General features: G+C 71.4%; 19 protein-coding genes. 4 read left to right on the top strand and 15 right to left on the bottom strand.

The window, feature by feature from the left end:
* Nucleotides 1-235: 235 nt before the first annotated feature.
* The 3 genes from AB5L52_RS28545 to AB5L52_RS28535 are packed head-to-tail and all read right to left on the bottom strand — an operon-like array spanning nucleotide 236 to nucleotide 4,222.
* Nucleotides 236-1,540 (bottom strand): O-antigen ligase family protein, encoded by a 1,305-nt coding sequence (locus AB5L52_RS28545; RefSeq protein ID WP_369368986.1) that lies wholly within the window; start codon nucleotides 1,538-1,540, stop codon nucleotides 236-238.
* Between the two features lie 34 nt (nucleotides 1,541-1,574).
* Entirely contained in the window at nucleotides 1,575-3,041 is a 1,467-nt protein-coding gene (locus AB5L52_RS28540) for an exopolysaccharide biosynthesis polyprenyl glycosylphosphotransferase (protein WP_369366991.1), read from the bottom strand.
* Complete coding sequence (locus AB5L52_RS28535; protein WP_351579955.1) at nucleotides 3,038-4,222, bottom strand: glycosyltransferase; 1,185 nt, start codon at nucleotides 4,220-4,222, stop codon at nucleotides 3,038-3,040. The genes AB5L52_RS28540 and AB5L52_RS28535 overlap by 4 nt, the downstream gene beginning before the upstream one ends.
* A 404-nt stretch (nucleotides 4,223-4,626) precedes the next feature.
* On the opposite strand from AB5L52_RS28535, the gene AB5L52_RS28530 reads away from it, so the two are divergent.
* Nucleotides 4,627-4,959: a hypothetical protein gene (locus AB5L52_RS28530; RefSeq protein WP_369366989.1), complete on the top strand. Its 333-nt coding sequence runs from the start codon at nucleotides 4,627-4,629 to the stop codon at nucleotides 4,957-4,959.
* A 164-nt stretch (nucleotides 4,960-5,123) separates the two neighbouring features.
* Here AB5L52_RS28530 and AB5L52_RS28525 read toward each other — a convergent pair whose 3' ends face one another.
* The 6 genes from AB5L52_RS28525 to AB5L52_RS28500 form a co-directional block, all read right to left on the bottom strand.
* Entirely contained in the window at nucleotides 5,124-5,456 is a 333-nt protein-coding gene (locus tag AB5L52_RS28525; RefSeq protein WP_351026708.1) for a hypothetical protein, read from the bottom strand.
* Between the two features lie 93 nt (nucleotides 5,457-5,549).
* A complete protein-coding gene (locus tag AB5L52_RS28520; protein ID WP_351026709.1) occupies nucleotides 5,550-5,879 on the bottom strand; it encodes a hypothetical protein in 330 nt (109 codons plus the stop codon).
* Nucleotides 5,880-5,938: 59 nt separating this feature from the next.
* On the bottom strand, nucleotides 5,939-6,277 hold the full coding sequence (locus tag AB5L52_RS28515) for a hypothetical protein (protein ID WP_351026710.1): 339 nt from the start codon (nucleotides 6,275-6,277) through the stop codon (nucleotides 5,939-5,941).
* 335 nt (nucleotides 6,278-6,612) lie between these two features.
* The gene (locus tag AB5L52_RS28510) at nucleotides 6,613-7,032 is read right to left on the bottom strand and encodes a hypothetical protein (protein ID WP_351026711.1); all 420 of its coding nucleotides are present in this window, start codon (nucleotides 7,030-7,032) and stop codon (nucleotides 6,613-6,615) included.
* 230 nt (nucleotides 7,033-7,262) lie between these two features.
* Nucleotides 7,263-8,117, bottom strand: coding sequence for an ABC transporter permease (locus AB5L52_RS28505; RefSeq protein ID WP_351579408.1), 855 nt, complete (start codon nucleotides 8,115-8,117; stop codon nucleotides 7,263-7,265).
* Nucleotides 8,114-10,795, bottom strand: coding sequence for a CocE/NonD family hydrolase (locus AB5L52_RS28500; RefSeq protein ID WP_369366986.1), 2,682 nt, complete (start codon nucleotides 10,793-10,795; stop codon nucleotides 8,114-8,116). Before AB5L52_RS28500 ends, AB5L52_RS28505 begins: the two co-directional genes overlap by 4 nt.
* A 115-nt stretch (nucleotides 10,796-10,910) precedes the next feature.
* Between AB5L52_RS28500 and AB5L52_RS28495 the strand changes: the two genes are divergently transcribed.
* A complete protein-coding gene (locus AB5L52_RS28495) occupies nucleotides 10,911-11,333 on the top strand; it encodes a GNAT family N-acetyltransferase (protein WP_351579402.1) in 423 nt (140 codons plus the stop codon).
* A 27-nt stretch (nucleotides 11,334-11,360) separates the two neighbouring features.
* Here AB5L52_RS28495 and AB5L52_RS28490 read toward each other — a convergent pair whose 3' ends face one another.
* The 6 genes from AB5L52_RS28490 to iolC form a co-directional block, all read right to left on the bottom strand.
* The gene (locus tag AB5L52_RS28490; RefSeq protein WP_369366984.1) at nucleotides 11,361-12,770 is read right to left on the bottom strand and encodes an APC family permease; all 1,410 of its coding nucleotides are present in this window, start codon (nucleotides 12,768-12,770) and stop codon (nucleotides 11,361-11,363) included.
* Nucleotides 12,771-13,145: 375 nt separating this feature from the next.
* Nucleotides 13,146-14,648: a CoA-acylating methylmalonate-semialdehyde dehydrogenase gene (gene mmsA / locus AB5L52_RS28485; RefSeq protein WP_351026718.1), complete on the bottom strand. Its 1,503-nt coding sequence runs from the start codon at nucleotides 14,646-14,648 to the stop codon at nucleotides 13,146-13,148.
* Nucleotides 14,649-14,664: 16 nt separating this feature from the next.
* Nucleotides 14,665-16,542: a 3D-(3,5/4)-trihydroxycyclohexane-1,2-dione acylhydrolase (decyclizing) gene (gene iolD / locus AB5L52_RS28480; RefSeq protein WP_369366982.1), complete on the bottom strand. Its 1,878-nt coding sequence runs from the start codon at nucleotides 16,540-16,542 to the stop codon at nucleotides 14,665-14,667.
* Nucleotides 16,539-17,378, bottom strand: coding sequence for a 5-deoxy-glucuronate isomerase (gene iolB, locus AB5L52_RS28475; protein ID WP_369366980.1), 840 nt, complete (start codon nucleotides 17,376-17,378; stop codon nucleotides 16,539-16,541). The genes iolD and iolB overlap by 4 nt, the downstream gene beginning before the upstream one ends.
* 7 nt (nucleotides 17,379-17,385) lie before the next feature.
* Entirely contained in the window at nucleotides 17,386-18,396 is a 1,011-nt protein-coding gene (locus tag AB5L52_RS28470; RefSeq protein WP_351579390.1) for a deoxyribose-phosphate aldolase, read from the bottom strand.
* Complete coding sequence (gene iolC / locus AB5L52_RS28465; protein ID WP_369368985.1) at nucleotides 18,330-19,280, bottom strand: 5-dehydro-2-deoxygluconokinase; 951 nt, start codon at nucleotides 19,278-19,280, stop codon at nucleotides 18,330-18,332. Before iolC ends, AB5L52_RS28470 begins: the two co-directional genes overlap by 67 nt.
* 294 nt (nucleotides 19,281-19,574) lie before the next feature.
* Here iolC and AB5L52_RS28460 point away from each other — a divergent pair, with 294 nt between their 5' ends.
* Both AB5L52_RS28460 and AB5L52_RS28455 read left to right on the top strand, forming a co-directional pair.
* The gene (locus AB5L52_RS28460; RefSeq protein ID WP_369366977.1) at nucleotides 19,575-20,549 is read left to right on the top strand and encodes a helix-turn-helix domain-containing protein; all 975 of its coding nucleotides are present in this window, start codon (nucleotides 19,575-19,577) and stop codon (nucleotides 20,547-20,549) included.
* Nucleotides 20,550-20,944: 395 nt separating this feature from the next.
* Complete coding sequence (locus tag AB5L52_RS28455; protein WP_351026725.1) at nucleotides 20,945-21,145, top strand: MerR family transcriptional regulator; 201 nt, start codon at nucleotides 20,945-20,947, stop codon at nucleotides 21,143-21,145.
* Nucleotides 21,146-21,206 lie beyond the last annotated feature (61 nt).

The raw sequence follows: 21,206 nt of genomic DNA, 5'->3' as shown, positions 1-21,206 counted from the left end.
CCGGGGGAAGCGGACGAGGAAGTGTCCGGGGAGGCGCTCGAAGTCGCAGCCGGGGCAGTCGTCCCGGGCGTGGGTGAGGAAGCGTTCGGGGAAGCCGCCGCCGCTGTGCCCGAGGCTGTGTCGGTCGTCTCGGTCGTCTCGGTCGTCGTCGGGGCTTGGTCGGCCTTGGTCGGGTGCCCGCCCTCCGCGCCGGGCTCGTCATCGGCGGTCCCTCTCGGCGCAGCGGATGGGGATCTCATCGCACGCCCGCCTCCGCAGCCGGAGTCGTGGTCGCCCCGCGGGCCAGCGCCCACCAGGCGCCGAGGCCGAGGCACACGCCCGTCAGCACGGTGGAGGGTCCGCCGATGTCGGCGTAGAGGTAATCCACGTACTGCCACAGCAGCAGCCCGCAGGCCGCGACCGCGCAGTCCCGGGCCCGCCCGGCCCGGCGCAGCCGCCTGGTCGCGCACACCAGCAGGGCCAGCCAGCTGCCGACCACGGTGAGCGCGCCCAGCAGGCCCTCCTCGCTGAGCACCAGCAGATACATGTTGTGCGGGCTGAGCAGGGGCCGCCGCCGAAAGCCCCAGCCCGCCGCGTCCGTGTCGCTGCCCGAGGACAGCGCGACCGAGGCGTGCCCGTCCCGGTACGCGGGAAAGGCCTTCAGCCCGACGCCCGTCATCGGGTGCCCGCGCCACATGTCGGTGGCCGCCGCCCACAGGCTGTAGCGGTCCACGACCGACTGGTCCGGCGCGTCGGCGATCCGCGTGATGCTGGTCAACCGTTCCTGCAGTACCGCCGCGCCCACGCCGACGCCGCCCACCAGCACCACCACGGCCGCGACTCCGACCGCGAAGGTCTTCGCCGCACGTCGTGGGCCGGCCGTGAGCAGCTGCGCCCCGCACGCCACGGCCGTGGCGATCCAGGAACCCCGGCTGAAGGACACGACGAGCGGCAGAAACAGCGCCAGCGCACAGGCGGTCGCCACGAGCCGCTGCCGCCGGGCCCCCGACCCGAGGGCGATACCGACCGCGGCCACCAGACCGAGCGACACAGCGGTGGCCATCCCCATCACGTCGGCCGGCCCGAACGTACCCACCGCCCGGATCTCGGCCCCCTGGTACGAGGCCCCGGTCCCGGTGAGGTACTGGTGCACCCCGACCCCGCCCTCCCACAGCGCGAGGCCGACCAGCGACCAGAGCACCAGCCGGGCGTCGCGCCGGTCCCGCACCAGCAGCACCACGGCGACCGGGACGAGCACGAACACCTGCAGATAGCGGGCCAGTCCGGTGACGGCGTCGGCGGGCGTCATCGCCCCGCTCGCGGATACGGCGAGGCCCACGACCGGCAGCCCGAGCACGAGCGCGGCCGTCCGCGTCAGCGGGCGCCGCGCCTGCCGCACGGTGTGGACGACGGCCCACAGCACGACCAGCGCCGACATCGCGTCGGCGGGGGTGGCGTTGCTCTCCGGTGCCACCGGCAGCCCCAGCAGGACGACGATCGCCACGACGGGCAGAACCGGCGCGAGCCGGCGCAATGCCGGCGGCGCCAGGGACAGCACCAGCGGAGGCGAGGCCGTCGAGGGAGCGCTCACCTGCTCAGCTCCCCGTGGGCCGTACGAACAGCATCGCCGTACGCGTCAGGATGCAGATGTCCTGCCACAGCGACCAGTTGTCGATGTAGGCGTTGTCGAAGCGGCACCGGTCCTCGATCGAGGTGTCGCCGCGCAGACCGTTGATCTGGGCGAGTCCGGTCATGCCGGTCGGCATCCGGTGGCGCGCCGGGTAGCCGGGCAGGGTCTGGCTGAACTTGGTGACGAAATAGGTGCGTTCGGGCCGCGGTCCGACCAGGCTCATGTCGCCGCGGAAGACGTTCCACAGCTGCAGCAGCTCGTCCAGCGAGGTACGGCGCAGGAATTGGCAGAAGCGGCTCATGTCCTCCGCGTCCGCCACGCTCCAGCGGGTCGCGGCCTCGTGGTCGCTGGCGGGCCGGAAGGTGCGCAGCTTCAGCATCGTGAACTGCCGCCCGTCCTTGCCGATCCGCTCCTGCCGGAACACCACGCCCGGCCCCTCGGTGATCCGCAGCACGGCCGCGCACACCCCGAGCACCGGTGCGGCGAGCAGCAGCAGCACGCCGGACAGGACCAGGTCGAGCAGCCGCTTGCCGATCCTGCCGCCGCGCGGCCCGGAGCCCGGCCACAACAGCCTGCGGGAGAAACCCACGAGGTGCCCCGCCCGGCTGCGCCGCCCGCGCAGTCCGTACGCCGGGGTGTCCGCGTCGAGCTCCCACAACACGCAGCCGAACGCGGCCAGTTCGCGCAGCATCGGGGCCTTCTGCACGCGTGTCGCGGGCCCCACGACGAGTACCGTCTCCACACCGTTCTGAATGAGCGCGCGATGTGCCTCCTCGCGCGAGGTGAGGACCGGCAGCGCGGGCCGGTCCCCGGGGACGGGGACGGGCTCCGGTGCGTCGGTGACCAGGCCCACCGGCCGCGTTCCGCACTGCGGGCTGCGCTGCAACGCGGCCGCGACCCGCAGGGCCGCCGGGAACGGCCCCACCACCAGAGCGGGACGAGGACGGCGACGAAACGCCCTGCGCCGCCGTCCGTGCACTGCCTCGCGGCCCACGCAGGCCACCAGGCAGTGCACGGCGCACGCGGTGCCGAGCACCGTCATCGGCAGCTGCCGCAGCGAGGTGAGCGCCGCGACGACCGCCCAGCCGACGGCGACGCGCCCGCAGACGGCGGGGAGTTCCTCCAGCACGCCGGGGACGTCCGGGGTGTCGTAGAGCAGGGCCTGTCGGTTCAGAGCCAGCACGGACAGGCCCAGGAAGGCGATGAGCAGCGGATACCGCTGGGCCTCCGGCACGGCCAGGGCGCCCAGCAGGGTGCCGCTGAGGTCGGCGATCAGCAGGGGGGTCCAGGAGATCCGCCGCGCGCGACGGGACGGCCGCCCGGTGGACGGTGTGGTCCCGGTGGCGGCACCGGGCGGCGCGAGGAGGGAGACGGCACCGACCGCCGCCCGGGACCCCCCGGCAGGAGGAGGAACAGTGCTTTCCGCAGTCATGTGGTGATGGACTCTCTGCTCTGGTTGGGTACCACGACCGGCGTGGTGACGATGCCGAGCAGTTCGCGGTACACATCGGTCACGGCGTCCGCGGTCTGCTGTACGTCGTGGGCGGCGAGCACATGGGCGCGGCCCTGAGCGCCCAGTGCCGCGCGGAGCGGTCCGCGGAGCAGCAGCGCCGTCAGCGCGCGTGCCAGCGTGTCGGGGTCCTCCGGCGGCACCACGCAGTGCGGCAGATGGCCGGGGGGCAGGCTCTCGCGCGCCCCGTCCACGTCCGTGACGAGGATCGGCCGGGCGCACGCCATGGCCTCCAGCGGGACGAGCGCCATGCCCTCCCAGCGGGACGGCAGGACCACGACGTCGGCGGCCCGGTACCAGGGGGCGGCGTCGACCGCCGGGCCGGCGAACTCCACCGACGCGGGTGCGCCGGCCCGCAGCCGGCCCGCGTCCGGACCGTCGCCGACCAGCACCAGCCGGGCGGTGGGCAGTTGCCGCAGCACCGCGGGCCAGGCCTCCAGCAGCACGTCCTGGCCCTTCTGCCGGCACAGCCGTCCCACGCACACGACGAGCGGGCCGGGCGCGGACCGGGCCACGCTCCCTTCCGGCTGGAACCTGATCGTGTCGACGCCATTGGGGATCACATGCCAGCGGGCGGCGATGCCGTGCTGCTCCCCGGTACGCCGTTCGGCCTCGCTCACGCACAGCACGCGCGTGGCCCAGCGGGCCGCGAACTGCTCCCACTTCAGCGCCGCGTGGGCCGTTACGCCGTCCACGGCCTCGAACGACCAGGCGTGCGGCTGGAAGACGGTGGGGAGCCGGCCGCGCAGCGCGAGCCGCGCGGCGAGCCCGGCCTTCGCGCTGTGCGCATGCAGGACATCGGGCCGCACCTCGCGCACGAGCCGCGCCAACCGCCCGACCTCACCGGGGAGTCGAAGCCCGGGAGAGCGGGTCGCTTCCCAGGGCAGCACCCTGCAGCCCGCCGCGCGCAGTGCGTGCGTCAGCGTGCCGCCCCGCGGGCAGGCCACGGTGACGCGCAGCCCCGCGGCGAGCTGCGCCGTCGCCAGGTCCGTCACGAATCTGGCGACACCGCCGTCGACCGGCTGGGCTACGTGCAGGACGTGCGGCTCGCGTGCGGCGGACCGCGTGGCACGGTGGGGGACGGAACCGAGGGGAATGCGCATGACCGAGGCTTCCCTTCCGAAGAAACATTCCGAACCCAGCACCATGGGTGTGATCGTAGGTTCGGCATAAAACGCGTCGGATTCGGATGCAACACTAGCCGCTTATCCGTCTTTTTCTACTAACTCGTCACCTGTGTCGGAATGCGGGCCGTCATCAGAGTGATATTTCCCGTACCGATTCACCCACTTGGCTCCACCGCACACCCATGAGCAGCCTGACAGATAATCCGATGAGAATTCCGCACGGCCTTTCAGGATGTATGAGTTCCGAGAACTTGTCAGCGGCGGAGTTTCCCGTGGCGTCCGTCTCTCGTTAGCCCAGGAGAAGCGAGAGCCCAGACACTCGCGATGCCTCGAGGTGCGAGTCCCCTCCGGTGACCCGAGCTGCGTACGAAAGGAACACAATGAAGAATCTGAAGGCTGCCGCCCTCATGGTCGGCACCCTGGCCATCGTCGGTGCCGCGGCGGCGCCCGCCGTCGCCGCGGACGTGCCGGCACAGGGCCTTCTTGAGGACGGGAAGTCGGTCGCCCACTCGCTCCCCAACGCAGCCGCGATTCCGATGGGCGGCGTGTCCGACAACGTCAGGAGCACGGCGGAGGGCGTGAAGGAATCGGGCATCATCCAGACCCCCGTCTTCGGCCGCACCCTGCCGAATCCGCTGAACGGCAAGAGCCCCGCCAAGCTTCCGAGCAAGCTCCCGGCCAAGCTCCCGGCCAAGCTTCCGGTCGTCAGGTAAAGACGCACACCTCGCTGGGCCATTCGGGTCGGCTCCGTTCCGCGGAGCCGACCTTCGGCGTTCTCCGGGCCCACACCCGTATGCAGAAATGCAGACGTACGCAGAAATGCAGAAAAACAGCTGGCGGCCCGCCGTAGTTCGGCGGGCCGCCAGCTGGGGACTGCTCAGAACAGCAGGCCACCGGTGTAGGGAGCCTGCTGCGACTGGTCGACCTTCTCGGTGTTGCAGGCAGCGTAGTGCGAGTTCGGCACGACGGTCCCGGCGCCGCCGAGGACACCGACGGCGCCGTTGGACCACGGCGCGATGCAACGGCCGTCGACCAGCACGCCGTTGGAAACGACAAGGCCCTGCTGCGGCGAGTTCACGACGACCGGGGACTCCGAGAAGCCGTTGCCGCCTGTGGCGGTGGTGGTGTTGTCGTCTGCCGCAGCGGTGCCACCGGCCGCCAGGACGAGACCCGCGGCCAGGACGGACAGGGCCGTAACCTTCTTACGCATAAGATGCGCCTTTCGGGTGGGAGGGGCGGTTCGGGCGGGGGTCGTCGGCCGACGGCCCCCGCCCTACTCCGGATGGACCGGAGCAAGGGGGGGTCAGAAGAGCAGGCCGCCGGTGTACGGAGCCTTCTGCGACTGGTCGACCGCCGCGGTGTTGCAGGCGGCGTAGTGCGAGTTCGGCACGATGGTCGCGGCGCCGCCGAGGACACCGACGGAGCCGTTGGACCACGGCGCGACGCAGCGCAGGTCGGCGAGCGTGCCGTTGGAGACAACGGCGCCCTGCTGCGGGGCGTTCACGACAACCGGGGCCGACGAGAAGCCGTTGCCGCCGGTGACCGTCGTGCAGTTGTCGGCTGCGGCAGTGCCGGCGGCCGCAAGGACGACGCCCGCGGCGAGGGCGGAGACGGCCGTAACCTTGTTACGCATGGAGTGTCCTTTCCGGACTGCAAGGGGGTTCATCTGCTCGGAATGACTCGAAGCAGGGGTCAGAAGAGCAGGCCGCCCTGGTAACCGGCCTTCTGCGACTGGTCGACCGCCGCGGTGTTGCAGGTGGCGTAGTGCGAGTTCGGCACGATGGTCCCGGCGCCGCCAAGGACACCGACGGAGCCGTTGGACCACGGCGCGATGCAACGGCCGTCGACGAGCGCGCCGTTGACGACAAGCACCCCCTGCTGAGGGGCGTTCACGACGACCGGAGACTCCGAAAAGCCGTTACCGCCAGTGGCGTTGGTCGTGTTCCCATCATCGTGGGCGGAGGCAATGCCGGCGCTGCCGCAGAGTGCGCCAAGGGCGAGTGCAGTGACGACCGCGAACTTCCTGGTCAACTCGGTTCCTTCCTGGATTCACGGTAAGCCGCGCTTACATAGCAAGAAACCGAAATATGTGGCGAAAAGTCACGCGGACACTATCTATACCGCACGGATTCCACCGGATGGCGGAACGATGCTGCGCGCTCTTTCACCTGGGTCACACGCAGCCGGAAGGAGCGCCGACGTGCGTCCGGCCCACTGGCAAGGAGGAATCCAGTGGGCCGGACAGGTCTGTGCGATCGAGGCGCCGGACGTGGGTCGTACCAGGAGGGACACCGCGGGTCCGTCCCGCGGTGCCGCCGTGTCGGTCTGCGGCGGACGAGAACCGGATCAGAGTGTCAGAATTCGGGTCACCTCTGGTTGAGCAGGCTACCGAGACCGGCACTCGTCGGACCGTTCAGTGGGTGAAGCTGGACGGCACCGGATCCCACGGGATTCTTCAGCGGAATTGCAGGCTTCTTATTGCTGCCCCGGCCCATCCCGTCCAGGTATACACCGGAGACTTTCGCCGCCTTGTTGGTGCCGGTGACCGTCGACGACTGGTTCTGGTCGAACGCATTGCCCTTGGTGAGGCTTCCCTGCTTGGCCACTCGCATCACGGTGTCTGCCGCCGGCACGAGAGCCGGGGTCACCTCGGTCTGGGACATGAGGCCGAGCGGGCCGGTTTCGTGGGCAGGCGCCTTGCCGGCGCCCGTAGCCGCGACGGCGGAGCCACCCACGAGACTCGCGCCGATAGCCAACGCCGCAGTTGTGAAAACTGCCTTCTTCATGATTCACCTCACTTGAAGTTACCTCTGATCCGACAGACGCAGAACATAGCAGTCCGCAGTGCGCCCAAAGCGATGCACTACTCCATACGCATGAATGCCGCGGGAGTGAAGAAGCGCATTTCACGGAATTCCCCAGAGGGATTTGCATCCGGTCGGCGAATCGATTGATCGTATGGTGTTCCAAGCGTGAGAAAGTCAATGTGCCGGACGAAAAGCAGCTGACCGGAAAACTAGGACACCACGTCCTTGCGGGCGAATCCCCGGAAGGCCAGGGCGAAGAGCACGCATGCATAGGTGAGGGATATCGACATCCCCTGGACCATGCCGGACCACTCGGGGTGCGGCTGGACGATGTCGGCCCAGGCGAACTGCCAGTGCGCGGGCAGGAAGTCACGCCAGTGGCCGAGCGCGGTGACGGCGTCCAGGACATTGCCGACGATGGTCAGGCCGACCGCGCCGCCGACCGCGCCCAGCGGGGCGTCCGTCTTCGTCGACAGCCAGAACGCGAGCCCCGCGGTGACCAGCTGGGACACGAAGATGTACGCCACGGTCACCGCGAGCCGCTGCACCGCCGTCCCGGAGTCGAGCGCACCACCGGTGGGGATCTGCAGCGGGCCCCAGCCGTAGGCCGCCGTACCGACCGCGAGGGCGACCACCGGGAGCAGGACCATCGCGGCCAGGCTCAGCCCGAGCGCCACGACCAGCTTGGACCACAGCAGCCGGGCGCGCGGCACGGGTGCGGCGAGCAAATAGCGCAGGGAGGACCAGCCGGCCTCCGAGGCGACCGTGTCCCCACAGAACAGGGCGACCGGGATCACCAGCAGAAAGCCGGCCGAGACGAACAGGTTCACCGCGACGAAGTTGGCGCCGGACGCGGTCGCCGTGTTCATCAGGGTGATCTGGCCGTTGCGGGCGGCCGGATCGCCGCCGATCGCGAAGGCGATCAGCAGCACGAACGGCAGCAGGACCAGGACGGCGCCCATGATCAGCGTGCGCCGCCGCTTGAGCTGGCGCACCAGCTCGACCCGCAGGGGCAGCGTGTGCCGCGTCTGGTATCCGGAGGCGACCTCGGTGAGCACGCTCATGCGGAACCTCCTATCAGGGTGAGGAAGGCGTCTTCCAGGCGCCGGTGCGGGCCGACCGAGGCGACGGGCACCTCCAGCCGCACCAGCTCCACGACCAGCCGCTCGGCCGTACCGCCGGCCTCCAGCCGGACCAGCAGCCCGTCGTCGGTGCGGACGGCGGAGGCGACGCCGGGCAGCGCGGCCACCTTCTCCGCGACCGGCTCCTCCACGGGTGTGGCGGTGCCCACGAGCAGGGTGTCGCCGGAGCCGATGATGTCCCGGACGGGACCCGCCTGGACGAGCCGGCCGCGGTCCATCACCACCAGGTGCGTGCAGGACTGCTCGACCTCGGCGAGGAGATGGCTGGAGACGATCACCGTACGCCCGGCGGCCGCGTAGCGGATCATCACCTCGCGCATCTCGCGGATCTGGGGCGGGTCGAGGCCGTTGGTGGGTTCGTCGAGGATGAGCAGGTCGGGCAGGCCGAGCATGGCCTGGGCGATGGCGAGGCGCTGGCGCATGCCCTGGGAGTAGGTGCGCACCGCGCGGGCGAGCGCGTCGCCGAGCCCGGCGATCTGCAGGGCCTCGTCCAGGTGGGCGTCCTCCGGCGGGCGGCCGGTGGCCCGCCAGTACAGCTCCAGGTTCTCCCGGCCGGACAGGTGGGGCAGGAAGCCCGCGCCCTCCACGAAGGCGCCGACCCTCGACAGCACGGGCGCGCCGGGCCGGATGGCGTGGCCGAAGACACGGATCTCGCCGTCGTCCGGGGTGATCAGGCCCATCAGCATGCGCAGGGTCGTGGTCTTGCCCGCGCCGTTGGGTCCGAGCAGGCCCAGCACCTGGCCCTTCTCGACGCGGAAGGACAGCTCGCGCACCGCGTACCGGTCGACGGACTTCGCGTACCGCTTACTCAAGTCCTGGATCACCAGCGGGACTTCGGCGAGATCGGGGTCCGGCGCGGGGGTGGCCGTGCGGCGGCGGGCGGTGAACAGCAGGGCGAGCGCGGTCGCCGCGCCGGCCGCCGGCAGCCACCACACCCAGGCGGGCAGGGGGACCGCGGCGGTGGTGACGGCGGGCGCCGTCGGCACGCTCAGGTCTCCCTTGAGGGAGACGGTGTAGGTGGCCGGGGCGGCCGGTGAGGCGTAGCCGAGGTCGGTGGCGGCGAGGGCCAGGCGGAGCCGGTGGCCCTTCTGCACCTCGTGGTCGATCGCCGGGAGGGTGACCGTGACGTCCTTGCCGGCCCTGGCGCCGGTCACCCGGAACGGGGCGACGAGCTGGCTGGGCAGCACCTGCTGGGTGCCGTCGGGCCCGACGTCGTAGACCTTGCCGAACAGGACGGCGTCGTCGGTGGTCGAGGTGACGTGGACGGTCGCGGTCGGGGTGCCGGTGATCTGCAGATCGCGGTGGAGCGGTGCGGAGTCGAATCTCGCGTACTGGCCGGGGAAGTCGAGGGAGACACCGACACCGAGCGCGGACAGCTGCGTCAGGCCGCCGCTGCCGCCGAGGCCGGGCAGCGCGGAGACGCCGGGCGGGCTGGCCCCGGCCGGGTTGGTGACGTGCTGGGTGCCGCCGGTCAGGGCGATGGCGCGCGGGTGGTCGCGCAGGCCGGGGTAGCCGGCGGCGCTCGCGCCGCGCAGCTGGGCCGTACCGTCGCCCGAGTTGACGCCGCCGGTGCGGGTGATCCGGAAGGCCGGGCCGGTGGCGGCGCTCTCGTCGCCCCGCAGATAGCGGTCGAACCACGCACGCACGCGTGCCTGGACCCGGCCGGCCTCCATGTCGCCGCCGTCATGGCCGCCCGCGATCCAGTCGACGTCCACGGGGGCGCCGTTGGCCCGGATCGCCCGCTCGGCCGCGTCGGACTGGGCGAAGGTGAACAGGGAGTCCGTCTGGCCCTGCAGCAGCAGCGTGGGCACCTTGATGCGGGAGCCGACGGCAGACGGTGAGCGCTCTTCGAGGAGTGCCCGGGCGGCCGCGTCCGGGGTGCCGGACTCGGCGACCCGGTCGTACATCCGGCACAGCGCGGGCTCGAAGCGGGCGCAGCCGCCGCCGGTGTTGAAGAAGATGCCGGTCCACAGCTTCTTGAACACGCCGTTCGGGAACAGGGCGTCCGCGAGGTTCCAGTAGGTGATGGCCGGGGCGATGGCGTCGACCCGGTGGTCGTACCCGGCGGCGAGCAGGGAGATCGCGCCGCCGTAGGAGCCGCCGGCCAGCCCCACGCGCGGGTCGCCCGGTTTGTCGAGCCGGACCTCGGGGCGCTTCGCCAGCCAGTCGATGAGCCGGGAGACGTCGGCGACCTCGGCCTTCGGGTCGTTGAGCCCGATCTTGCCGGTGGACCTGCCGAAGCCGCGCGCGGACCAGGTCAGGACCGCGTACCCGTCCCGGGCGAGGTCCTCGGCCTGGCCGCGCACGTCGTTCTTGCTGCCACCGAAGCCGTGCGCCAGCAGCACGGCCGGGTGGCGGCCGGCGCCCGCCGGGGTGAAGAACGAGGTGTCCAGGCGCACGCCGTCGACCGCCATGACCTGGTCGCTCACGCGGACCGTGGGAGTGTCGGCGGAGGCGACGGCCGCGGTCCATGTCCCGGCGCCGACGAGCACCACGGCGGCGGCCGCGGCGGCGACCAGCCTGCGCGGCCCCTTGAGCACCCCCCGCACCGAGGGCAAGCGCTTCCTCAAACGCCCCCGGAGGGGCGGGCGAAGATCCATGCCTCAACGGTACGGGCCGCCACCGACAACCGATGGCGCCGCTGGGCTGAACGCCCGCCCCTCCTCCAGGCGTACGGGGTCTGCCCGGTGTACACCAACCGTGGTACGAAGACGCATGGACATCCGCCGGGCCGCCACCGTCGCCGAAGTCGTCGCCGCCGAGCACCTGTTCGACAACCCGGCGCGCTCCGCGTGGGCGGAGCGTTTCCTCGCCGCTGCCGGGCACCATCTGCTGCTGGCGTACGCCGACGGCGGGCCGGTCGGCTTCGTCAGCGGGGTCGAGACGGTCCACCCCGACAAGGGCACCGAGATGTTCCTGTACGAGCTGGCCGTGGACGAGCCGTACCGGCGCCGGGGCATCGGGCGGGCGCTGGTGGAGCGGCTGGCCGCGCTGGCCCGGGAGCGGGGCTGTTACGGCATGTGGGTCGGTGTCGACACCGGGAACGACGCCGCCCTTGCCGCCTATCGCAGTGCGGGCGGCAAGGACGACGGGACGTGCACGGTGCTGGCGTGGGACTTCGCTTCGGCTGAGGCCTGAGAGCGAGCCCCGCACCCCGCCCGGGGCCTACGCCTGGGCCGGCTCGCTGGTCCGGACGTCCTCCGGGAGGGAGACCAGCCAGCGGGTCGCGCGGCGCGGGCGGAGGTAGAAGGCCCAGTAGAGGGTGGCGACGGCGGTGATGCCGCCGGTCCACAGCAGGTACGAGGGGTCCTGCTCGACCAGGATGTAGAGAAGGACGGCGATCAGCAGGATCGGCATCGCCGGCCACAGCGGCATCCGCCAGGCCTGCTTGCCGCCGTGCGCACCGCGCCGGCCGAGCAGCGCGGCGATCGCGACCAGCAGGTACAGGCCGGTGACGGCGACGCCGGTGACGCCGTAGAGGGTGTCCAGGTTGACGAAGCAGAGGAACGCGCCCGGGACGCCGACGACGAGGGTGGCGACCCACGGGGAGCCGAACCGGCCGAGCTTGGCGAGGGCGTTGTTGACCGGGGCGGGCCAGGCCTTGTCGCGGGCGGAGGCGAACAGGACGCGGGAGTTCTGGATGACCATGACGATGCCCGCGTTGATGATCGCGAGGGCGACGCACAGGCTGACGAAGGTGCCGACGGCCGAGTTGCTCCAGGCGATGACCATGCTGGAGATGTCGCCGCCGGTCAGGGCCTTCAGGTCACCGGCGCCCAGAGTGATCGCGACGACCGGCACCAGGATGACGACGCTGGAGATGGCGAGCGTGGCGAGGACGGTGCGGGCGACGTTGCGGCGCGGGTTCTCCAGCTCCTCGGAGAGGTAGACGGCGGTGGAGAAGCCCTGGGTGACGAAGAGGGCGATGGCGAGCCCGGAGACGACCATCATGGCCGTGACGGCGCCCACGTGCGCGTGTTCGCCGGCGACCTGCAGGGAGCCGAGGCTGCCCATGCCGCGGTGCGCGTGGCTGAAGCCGAGGAGGGCGACGACTCCGGCGGCGACGACCTCCAGGACCAGGAAGATGCCGGTGATCCAGGCGTTGGCGCGCAGGTCCAGCAGGCCGGCGAGGGTGGCCGCGAGCATCACGCCGGCGCCGGTGAGGGACGGGTCGAGGTGGATGACCGGGGCGAGGTAGTCGGCGGTGCCCATCGCGATGACCGGAGGGACGATCATCACGACGAGCAGCGACATCACGAAGGCCAGCCAGCCGGCGAGCCGCCCGGCCAGGGTGGAGACCATGGCGTACTCGCCGCCCGCGCTGGGGATGAGGGTGCCCAGCTCCGAGTAGCAGAACGCCACGGGGATACAGAGCAGCGCGCCGATCGCGATACAGAGCGCGGTCGCCGTGCCCAGGCTGGAGAACAGGTCGGGCACGATCACGAACAGCGTGGAGGCGGGCGTGACGCACGACAGTGTCAGCAGGGTGCCGCCGACGACACCGATGGAACGCTTCAGGCCCGGCGCAGCGGCGGGCGCGGTTTCGACCACGGACTTCGGGAGCGTGTCGGTCATGCGGCGGTTCCGATCGTCGTACGGCTGAGGGTGGGGTCGGGAGCGCTATCGCCTCCGGCGGATCGTCGTGCGTTCGTCTCGTCCGCTCCCGGCCCGCATAGAGAACCCCGACGAAAACCGACACGTCAATGGCCGTTTACCTTCGAAATCCGCACCTGCGGAAACCCTTACGCCGCATCACATTCCCAGGCCGTGAAGCCCTATAGGTGCATCCATCAAGCCCTGGGTGAATGTGACCTTGCTTTCAAAGGTCATCTACATGTAGCCCCTTCGTCATCCGTTTCGTCCGGGCTGAACGGGAACCGAAGCCGGCGCGTCAAAAAAATGTCAGGCCGTCCGGACTCCGGACGGCCTGACGACGGGTTCTGGCTGCGGTCAGTGGTTGCGCGGGAAGCCCAGGTCCACGCCCGTGGGGGCGTCGGCCGGGTCGGGCCAGCGGGTGGTCACGACCTTGCCGCGGGTGTAGAAGTGCGTGCCGTCGTTGCCGTAGATGTGGTGGTCGCCGAAGAGCGAGTCCTTCCAGCCGCCGAAGGAGTGGTAGCCCACCGGCACCGGGATCGGCACGTTCACGCCGACCATGCCCGCCTCGATCTCCAGCTGGAAGCGGCGGGCCGCGCCGCCGTCCCGGGTGAAGATCGCGGTGCCGTTGCCGAACGGCGAGGCGTTGATGAGGGCCACGCCCTCGTCGTAGGTGTCCACGCGCAGCACGCACAGCACCGGGCCGAAGATCTCGTCCTGATACGCCTTGGCGCTGGTGGGCACCTTGTCGAGCAGCGAGATGCCGATCCAGTGGCCGTCCTCGAAGCCCTCGACCGTGTAACCGGTGCCGTCGAGCACGACCTCCGCGCCCTCGGCGGCCGCGCCCTCGACGTAGGAGGCCACCTTGTCCCGGTGGACCTTGGTGATCAGCGGGCCCATCTCGGAGGTCGGGTCGTTGCCCGGACCGATCTTGATCTTCTCGGCGCGCTCGCGGATCTTCTCCACCAGCGTGTCGCCGATCGCGCCCACGGCCACGACCGCGGAGATGGCCATGCAGCGCTCGCCCGCGGAGCCGTAGGCGGCGCTCACCGCGGCGTCCGCGGCCGCGTCCAGGTCGGCGTCCGGCAGGACCAGCATGTGGTTCTTGGCGCCGCCGAGGGCCTGCACGCGCTTGCCGTGGGCGGAGGCGGTGGTGTGGATGTAGCGGGCGATCGGGGTCGAGCCGACGAAGGAGACGGCCTTGACGTCCGGGTGCTCCAGCAGCCGGTCCACGGCCACCTTGTCACCGTGGACGACGTTGAAGACGCCGTCCGGCAGACCCGCCTCGGACAGCAGCTCGGCGATCTTGATCGACGCCGAGGGGTCCTTCTCGGACGGCTTGAGCACGAAGGTGTTGCCGGTCGCGATGGCGATCGGGAACATCCACATCGGGACCATCGCCGGGAAGTTGAACGGCGTGATGCCGGCGACGACACCGAGCGGCTGGCGGATCGCGGCCACGTCGACGCGGCTGGCGACCTGCGTGGACAGCTCGCCCTTCAGCTGGACGTTGATACCGCAGGCCAGGTCCACGATCTCCAGACCGCGGGCCACCTCGCCCAGGGCGTCGCTGTGCACCTTGCCGTGCTCGGCGGTGATCAGCTCGGCGATCGCGTCCCGGTTGGCGTCCAGCAGCGCGCGGAACTTGAAGAGGATCGAGGTCCGCTGCGCCAGCGAGGACTGACCCCAGGTCGCGAAGGCGTCCTTGGCCGCCGCGACGGCCGCGTCCACCTCCTCGACCGACGCGAACGCGACCTTCGTGGTGACCGCGCCGGTCGCCGGGTCCGTGACCGGCCCGTACGTGCCCGACGCGCCTTCGGCGGTCTTGCCGCCGATCCAGTGGTTGACGATCTTCGTCATGCCCAGAGACTCCTTATTACAGATGGCGGCGTCGGGTCGAGACGTGCCGTTCGTACAGCTCACGTGCCTTGACCGCCGACGGTCGGGTCGCGGTCTCGGCCACAGGAACATCCCACCAGGCCTGCGCCGGGGGCGCGCCCGACACAGTGTCGGACGTTTCGGTCTCCACGTAGACACATGTGGGAGTGTCGGCGGCGCGTGCCTCGGCGAGCGCCGCGCGCAGCTCCCGTACGGTCTTCGCGCGCAGTACCCGCATACCCAGGCTGGCCGCGTTGGCGGCGAGGTCGACGGGCAGCGGGGCGCCCGTGTACGTCCCGTCCTCGGCCTGGTAGCGGTACGCGGTGCCGAACCGCTCGCCGCCCACCGACTCCGAGAGCCCGCCGATGGAGGCGTACCCGTGGTTCTGCACCAGCAGGATCTTGATCGCGACGCCCTCCTGCACGGCGGTCACGATCTCGGTCGGCATCATCAGATACGTGCCGTCGCCGACCAGCGCCCATACGTTCCGCTCCGGCGCGGCGAGCTTGACCCCGAGCGCGGCCGGGATCTCGTAGCCCATGCAGGAGTAGCCGTACTCCAGGTGGTACTGGTCGCAGGACCGTGCCCGCCACAGCTTGTGCAGATCGCCGGGGAGCGAGCCGGCCGCGTTGATGATGATGTCGGACTCGTCCACCAGGGCGTCCAGGGCGCCGATGACCTGCGGCTGGGTCGGCCGTACGTCGATCTCCGCGGCCTCGAAGCAGGCGTCGACGCGCTGCTCCCAGCGCTCCTTGTCCTCGGTGTACTCGGTGACGTACGGCTCCGGCACCCGGTGACCGTGCATCACCAGCGCCTCGGTCAGCTCGCCCAGGCCGCTGCGGGCGTCGGCGACCAGCGGGAGGCCGGACAGCTTGTGGCCGTCGAAGGGCGCGATGTTGAGGTTCAGGAATCGGACGCCCGGATGCGCGAAAAGAGTGCCGGAGGCCGTGGTGAAGTCGGTGTAGCGGGTGCCGACGCCGATCACCAGGTCCGCCGTGCGGGCCAGTTCGTCGGCGGTCGCGGTGCCGGTGTGGCCGACCCCGCCGACGTCCTGCGGGTGGTCGTAGCGCAGGGAGCCCTTGCCGGCCTGGGTGGAGGCGACCGGGATGCCGGTGGCCTCCGCGAACTCGGCGAGAGCCGCCTCGGCGCGGCTGTGGTGGACGCCGCCGCCCGCGACTACCAGCGGCCGGCGCGCGCCCCGAATCGCCCGGACCGCCTCGGCCAGCTCGACGGGGTCCGCGCCGGGCCGGCGTACCGTCCACACGCGCGTCGAGAAGAACTCCTCCGGCCAGTCGAAGGCCTCGGCCTGCACGTCCTGCGGCAGGGCGAGCGTGACCGCGCCGGTCTCGACCGGGTCGGTGAGCACCCGCATGGCCTGCAGGGCCGACGGGATCAGGGCCTCCGGGCGGGTGACGCGGTCGAAGTACCGCGACACCGGGCGCAGGCTGTCGTTGACCGACACATCGCCCGCGTACGGCACCTCCAGCTGCTGCAGGACCGGGTCGGCGGGGCGGGTGGCGAAGACGTCGCCCGGCAGGAGCAGGACCGGGAGGTGGTTGATGGTCGCGAGGGCGGCGCCGGTGACGAGATTGGTGGCGCCGGGGCCGACCGACGTCGTCACCGCGTGCGTGGACAGCCGGTTCGCCTGGCGGGCGTAGCCGACGGCGGCGTGCACCATGGACTGCTCGTTGCGGCCCTGGTGATACGGCATCGCCTCGGCGTACTCGATCAGGGCCTGGCCGAGCCCCGCGACATTGCCGTGGCCGAAGATGCCCCAGGTGGCACCGATCAGCCGCCGGCGCTCGCCGTCGCGTTCGGTGTACTGGGCGGCGAGGAAGCGGACGAGCGCCTGGGCGACGGTCAGCCGGATGGTCATCGGTACCCCCCTGTGCCTTCTACGTGATCCGGGTGGAAGCAGATCCGCCACTCCCGGGTCGCGCCCGGACCCGCCATGACGTTCAGGTAGTACATGTCGTGCCCGGGCTGGGCGATGGACGGTCCGTGCCAGCCGTCCGGGACGAGGACCGCGTCACCGGACCGGACCTCGGCGAGCACGTCCGAGCCGCCCTCCCGCGAGGGGAAGACGCGCTGATAGCCGAGACCGCTCGGGCCGTCGATCTCGAAGTAGTAGATCTCCTCCAGCTCGGACTCCTGGCCCGGCCGGTGCTCGTCGTGCTTGTGCGGCGGGTACGAGGACCAGTTGCCGCCCGGGGTGATCACCTCGACGGCGATCAGCCTGTCGCAGTCGAAGGAGTCGGCGGAGGCGAAGTTGCGCACTCTGCGGGCGCAACTGCCGCTGCCGCGCTCCTCGACGGGGACCTCCGGCGCGGGGCCGTAGCGGGCGGGGAGTCGTCGCTCGCACTTCGCTCCTGCCAGGGCGAAGCGGCCTCCCGCGCCGGAGGCGATCTGGACCCGGGCGTCCCGGGGAACATACGCGAAGTCGGAGACGTCCGCGAACACGCTGTCCCGGCCCAGGAGTTGGAACTCGGCCTGCTCGGATGACGCCGTCTCAATTTGTACGGTACATCCGCCTTGCAACGGAAGCACGATCCACTCACTGTCGCCGGTGGTGAACGTATGGCTGCCGCCGGGCGCCAACTCGACGACACGCAGGCTGCTGTGTGTCCAGCCGGCCAACTTGGGGTCGATGTCGACGACGTACTGGGCGTTCGCGGTCGCGCCCTTGGGCAGATGCAGGTCGGTGCTGGTCATGCGGCCCTCACAGCAGTCCTACGGCGGTGTCCACGGCGGCGGCCACATCGCCGTCCGCCGGGTACAGCAGCGAGCGGCCGACCACCAGACCGCGCACGGTGGGGAGTTGGAGCGCGCCGCGCCACTTCTCGTACGCGGCGACCTGGTCCTCGGGCGAGTCCCCGATGTCGCCGCCGAGCAGCACGGCCGGCAGGGTCGAGGTCTCCATGACCCGGGCCATGTCGTCGGGGTTCTCGGTGACGGGCACCTTCAGCCAGGTGTAGGCGGAGGACCCGCCGAGGCCGGAGGCGATGGCGATGGACCGGGTGACCGCCTCGGCGGACAGGTCGTTCCGCAGCCTTCCCTCGGGGGTGCGGCGGCTGATGAACGGCTCCACGAAGACCGGCAGCCGGCGTGCGGCCATCTCGTCGATGGCGCGGGCGGTGGACTCCAGGGTGGTCAGCGAACCGGGGTCGTCGTAGTCGATGCGCAGCAGCAGCTTGCCCGCGTCGAAGCCGAGCCGCTGGATGTCCTCGGGGCGGTGCCCGGTGAAACGGTCGTCCAGCTCGAAGCGGGCGCCCTGCAGACCACCGCGATTCATCGAGCCCATGACGACCTTGTGGTCGAGGGCCCCGAGCAGCAGCAGGTCGTCCAGGATGTCGGCGGTGGCGAGGACGCCGTCGACGCCGGGCCGGGACAGCGCCAGGCAGAGGCGTTCCAGCAGGTCGGCGCGGTTGGCCATGGCCAGCTTGCGGTCGCCGACGCCGAGCGCGCCCCGGGCGGGGTGGTCGGCGGCGACGATCATCAGCTTGCCGTTCTCCTTGAGGAGCGGCCGGCGGGCCCGGCGGGCGGCGGCCTCGGCGATCGCCTCGGGGTGATGGGTACGGACCCGGACGAGCTCGGCGACGTCGACACGGGGGCTCCGGCCGGCGTCCCCGCCCTCGGTGTGCGTGCCCGTGACCCGGCCGGCCCTCACAGCACCGCTCCCGCCTCGAGCGCGGCGGCCACCTCGTCCGGGGTGGGCATCGCCGAGGAACATTCCAGGCGGGAGGCGACGATGGCACCGGCCGCGTTGGCGTGCCGCATGATCGTCTCCAGGTCCCAGCCTTCGAGGAGGCCGTGGCAGAGGGAGCCGCCGAAGGCGTCTCCGGCGCCGAGTCCGTTGAGCACGGTGACCGGGAGGGGTGGCACCTCGGCCGAGTCACCGTTGCGGCTGACGGCGAGGACGCCCTTGGGGCCCTGCTTGACGACGGCGATCTCGACCCCGGCGTCGAGGAGCGCGCGGGCGGCCGCATGGGGCTCGCGCACGCCGGTCGCGACCTCGACCTCGTCGAGATTGCCGACGGCGACGGTGGTGTGCCTGAGGGCCTCGGCGTAGTAGGGGCGGGCCTCGTCGGGGTGGGCCCAGAACATGGGCCGCCAGTCGAGGTCGAAGACCGTCGTGCCCGTCTTCGCCCGGTGGGCGAGGGCCGCGAGGGTGGCCGTACGGCTGGGCTCCTCGCACAGGCCGGTGCCGGTGACCCAGAAGATACGGGCCGCACGGATGGCGTCGAGGTCCAGGTCGTGGGCGTCGATCTCCAGGTCGGGCGCCTTGGGCTGCCGGTAGAAGTAGAGCGGGAAGTCGTCCGGCGGGAAGACCTCGCAGAAGGTGACCGGGGTCGGCAGCCCGGGGACGGGAGTGACCCAGCGGTCGTCGACACCGAAGCCGCGCAGCGCCTCGTGCAGGTAGGTGCCGAACGGGTCGTCGCCCGTCCGGGTGATCACGGCGGTGCGCCGGCCGAGCCGGGCCGCGGCGACCGCGACGTTCGTCGCCGACCCGCCGAGGAACTTGCCGAAGGACGCCACCTGGGCGAGCGGCACACCGGCTTGCAGCGGGTAGAGGTCCACTCCGATCCGCCCCATGGTGATCAGGTCGTAGGCCATCGGCTTCCCTTCGTCACGACTCTCCCCGGTGTTGTAGTCCCGCATGCCGAGCCCTGTCAATAGTTTGTCCAGACATTCGGACCAGTGAGGTCGCTTCGCCCCGGCCGCCTCCTCCTCACTGTCCCGTATCCGGATCGCATCGGCGCCTGGCAGCCGGGGCGGGGGCGCCTGCCGGGGGGCCGGGTTCCGCGGGTGCGCGCGTGCGGATCGTTCGCGGGCATGGCGTCGCGGGACAGGAGGGAGTTTGACGACAGGGCCTAGGGGGTTGCCCGCGTCGCTCGTAGCATGAGAGCCGTGTTGACCGTGCCGGCTCGGCCGCATCCGGCGTTGCGGCCGGGAGTGATCAGTTATCGCGGGATACGGGTGGCCCTCGACCGGCCGCGGCGACGGCTGGAGACACCGATCGGTGCGGCCACGCTGCTGCTGGGCTTCGAGGCGCCGGTGCGGATCACGCGGGCGGGGCGGGCCCCGGTGAGCCTGGTATCCGTGGTCAACGGGCTGACCACCGCACCCGCCGTCGGTGAACACGGGGGCCGGCTCTCCGGGATCGAGGTGCTGCTCGCGCCGTGGGCCGCGTTCACGCTGTTCGGCACCCCGCAGTACGAGCTGGCCAACCGCTCGCTGGATCCGGCCGAGTTGGCCGACTCCGCGGGCGTACCGCTCGGCGAACTCGCCGCCGCGCTCGCCGCGTTGCCCGGCTGGCCGCAGCGGTTCGCCCTGCTCGACCGGGTGCTGCTGGCGCGGCTGGACGCAAGCGTGCCGGCGTCCGACCGGGTGGTGCACGCCTGGTCACTGCTGCTGCGCACGGCCGGCCGGATCCCGGTTCCCCGGCTGGCCGAGGAAGTGGGCTGGAGCGTACGGCACCTGGAGAACCGCTTCCAGGAACAGATCGGCCTCCCGCCGAAGGCGGCGGCCCGGGTGCTGCGGCTGCAACGGGCACGGCGACTGCTGGCTGCGGGCCACGGGCAGGCGGAGACCGCGGCGATGTGCGGGTACTACGACCAGGCGCACTTCAGCGGCGAGTTCAAGACCATGACCGGCTGCACGCCGGGCGAGTTTCTGGCGGCCCGGCGGCTGCCGGACGCGAGCTCCGCTACCGACCGTCTGACGGGCGAGCCGACGAGCCTGCTGCTCAACTCCGGCCGCGGTGCGCTTTTTTCCAAGACCCGCAGGCCCGGAACCGGGCACGCTGATCGCCCGGCCGGCAGGTTCCCAGGGCGAGCGGGGGCGTCCGGCGGCCAGGGGGAACCGTCCCGGGAGGCGCCCTGACCGGGGCGGTGGCCCCCCTGGGGAGGCGGCCGTCGGGGATGCGGGGAGGCCGGCGGGCCGGGTCCGACGCAGCGGACCCGGCCCGTCCTCGGATGTCGATGCGCCCTGTTCCCAACGGCCCTGGATCGACTTGGGAGCAACGCATCGACTCGGGAGCAACGCGCCGTGCCGACGCACCGGCGTGCGCCTTTGTGGTGGCTGTGTCACAAACACCCTCTCCGTGTCACGTGTGTCCCGTGTGCGCGGGTTGTGCGTCACACCATGTCGACAGGCCCTGTCCTCTGGTCACTGTGAGTCGTTCACCGGACACAGGCTTGGTGATCGCCAGCGCTCGTCCGGCTCCCCCGACGGCCACCCCCGGCCGCCGCTGTGGCGCGCGCAGGGAGGTACGACTCATGACCGACCAAAGACTCTGGTCCTACAAGGAGATCGCGGCACACATCAAAGTGCAGCCGGACACCGTACGGTCCTATCGCAAGCACGGGCTGCTGCCTCCGCCCGACCATGTGGAGGGCGGCAAGCCCTACTGGTACGCCGACACCGTCCGCGCCTGGGTCGCCTCCCGGCCGGGCAACCGCGGCCGCCAACTGGACTGACCCCGGCCGGTCCCCCGGCCGGCGGAAGAAGTCCTCTGTGCCCCACCGACCGTGTGGGGCA

This window comes from Streptomyces sp. CG4, assembly GCF_041080655.1.
Taxonomy (GTDB): domain Bacteria; phylum Actinomycetota; class Actinomycetes; order Streptomycetales; family Streptomycetaceae; genus Streptomyces.
Note: the sequence above shows the minus strand (reverse complement) of the source record. Positions and strands in the feature narration are given on the sequence as shown.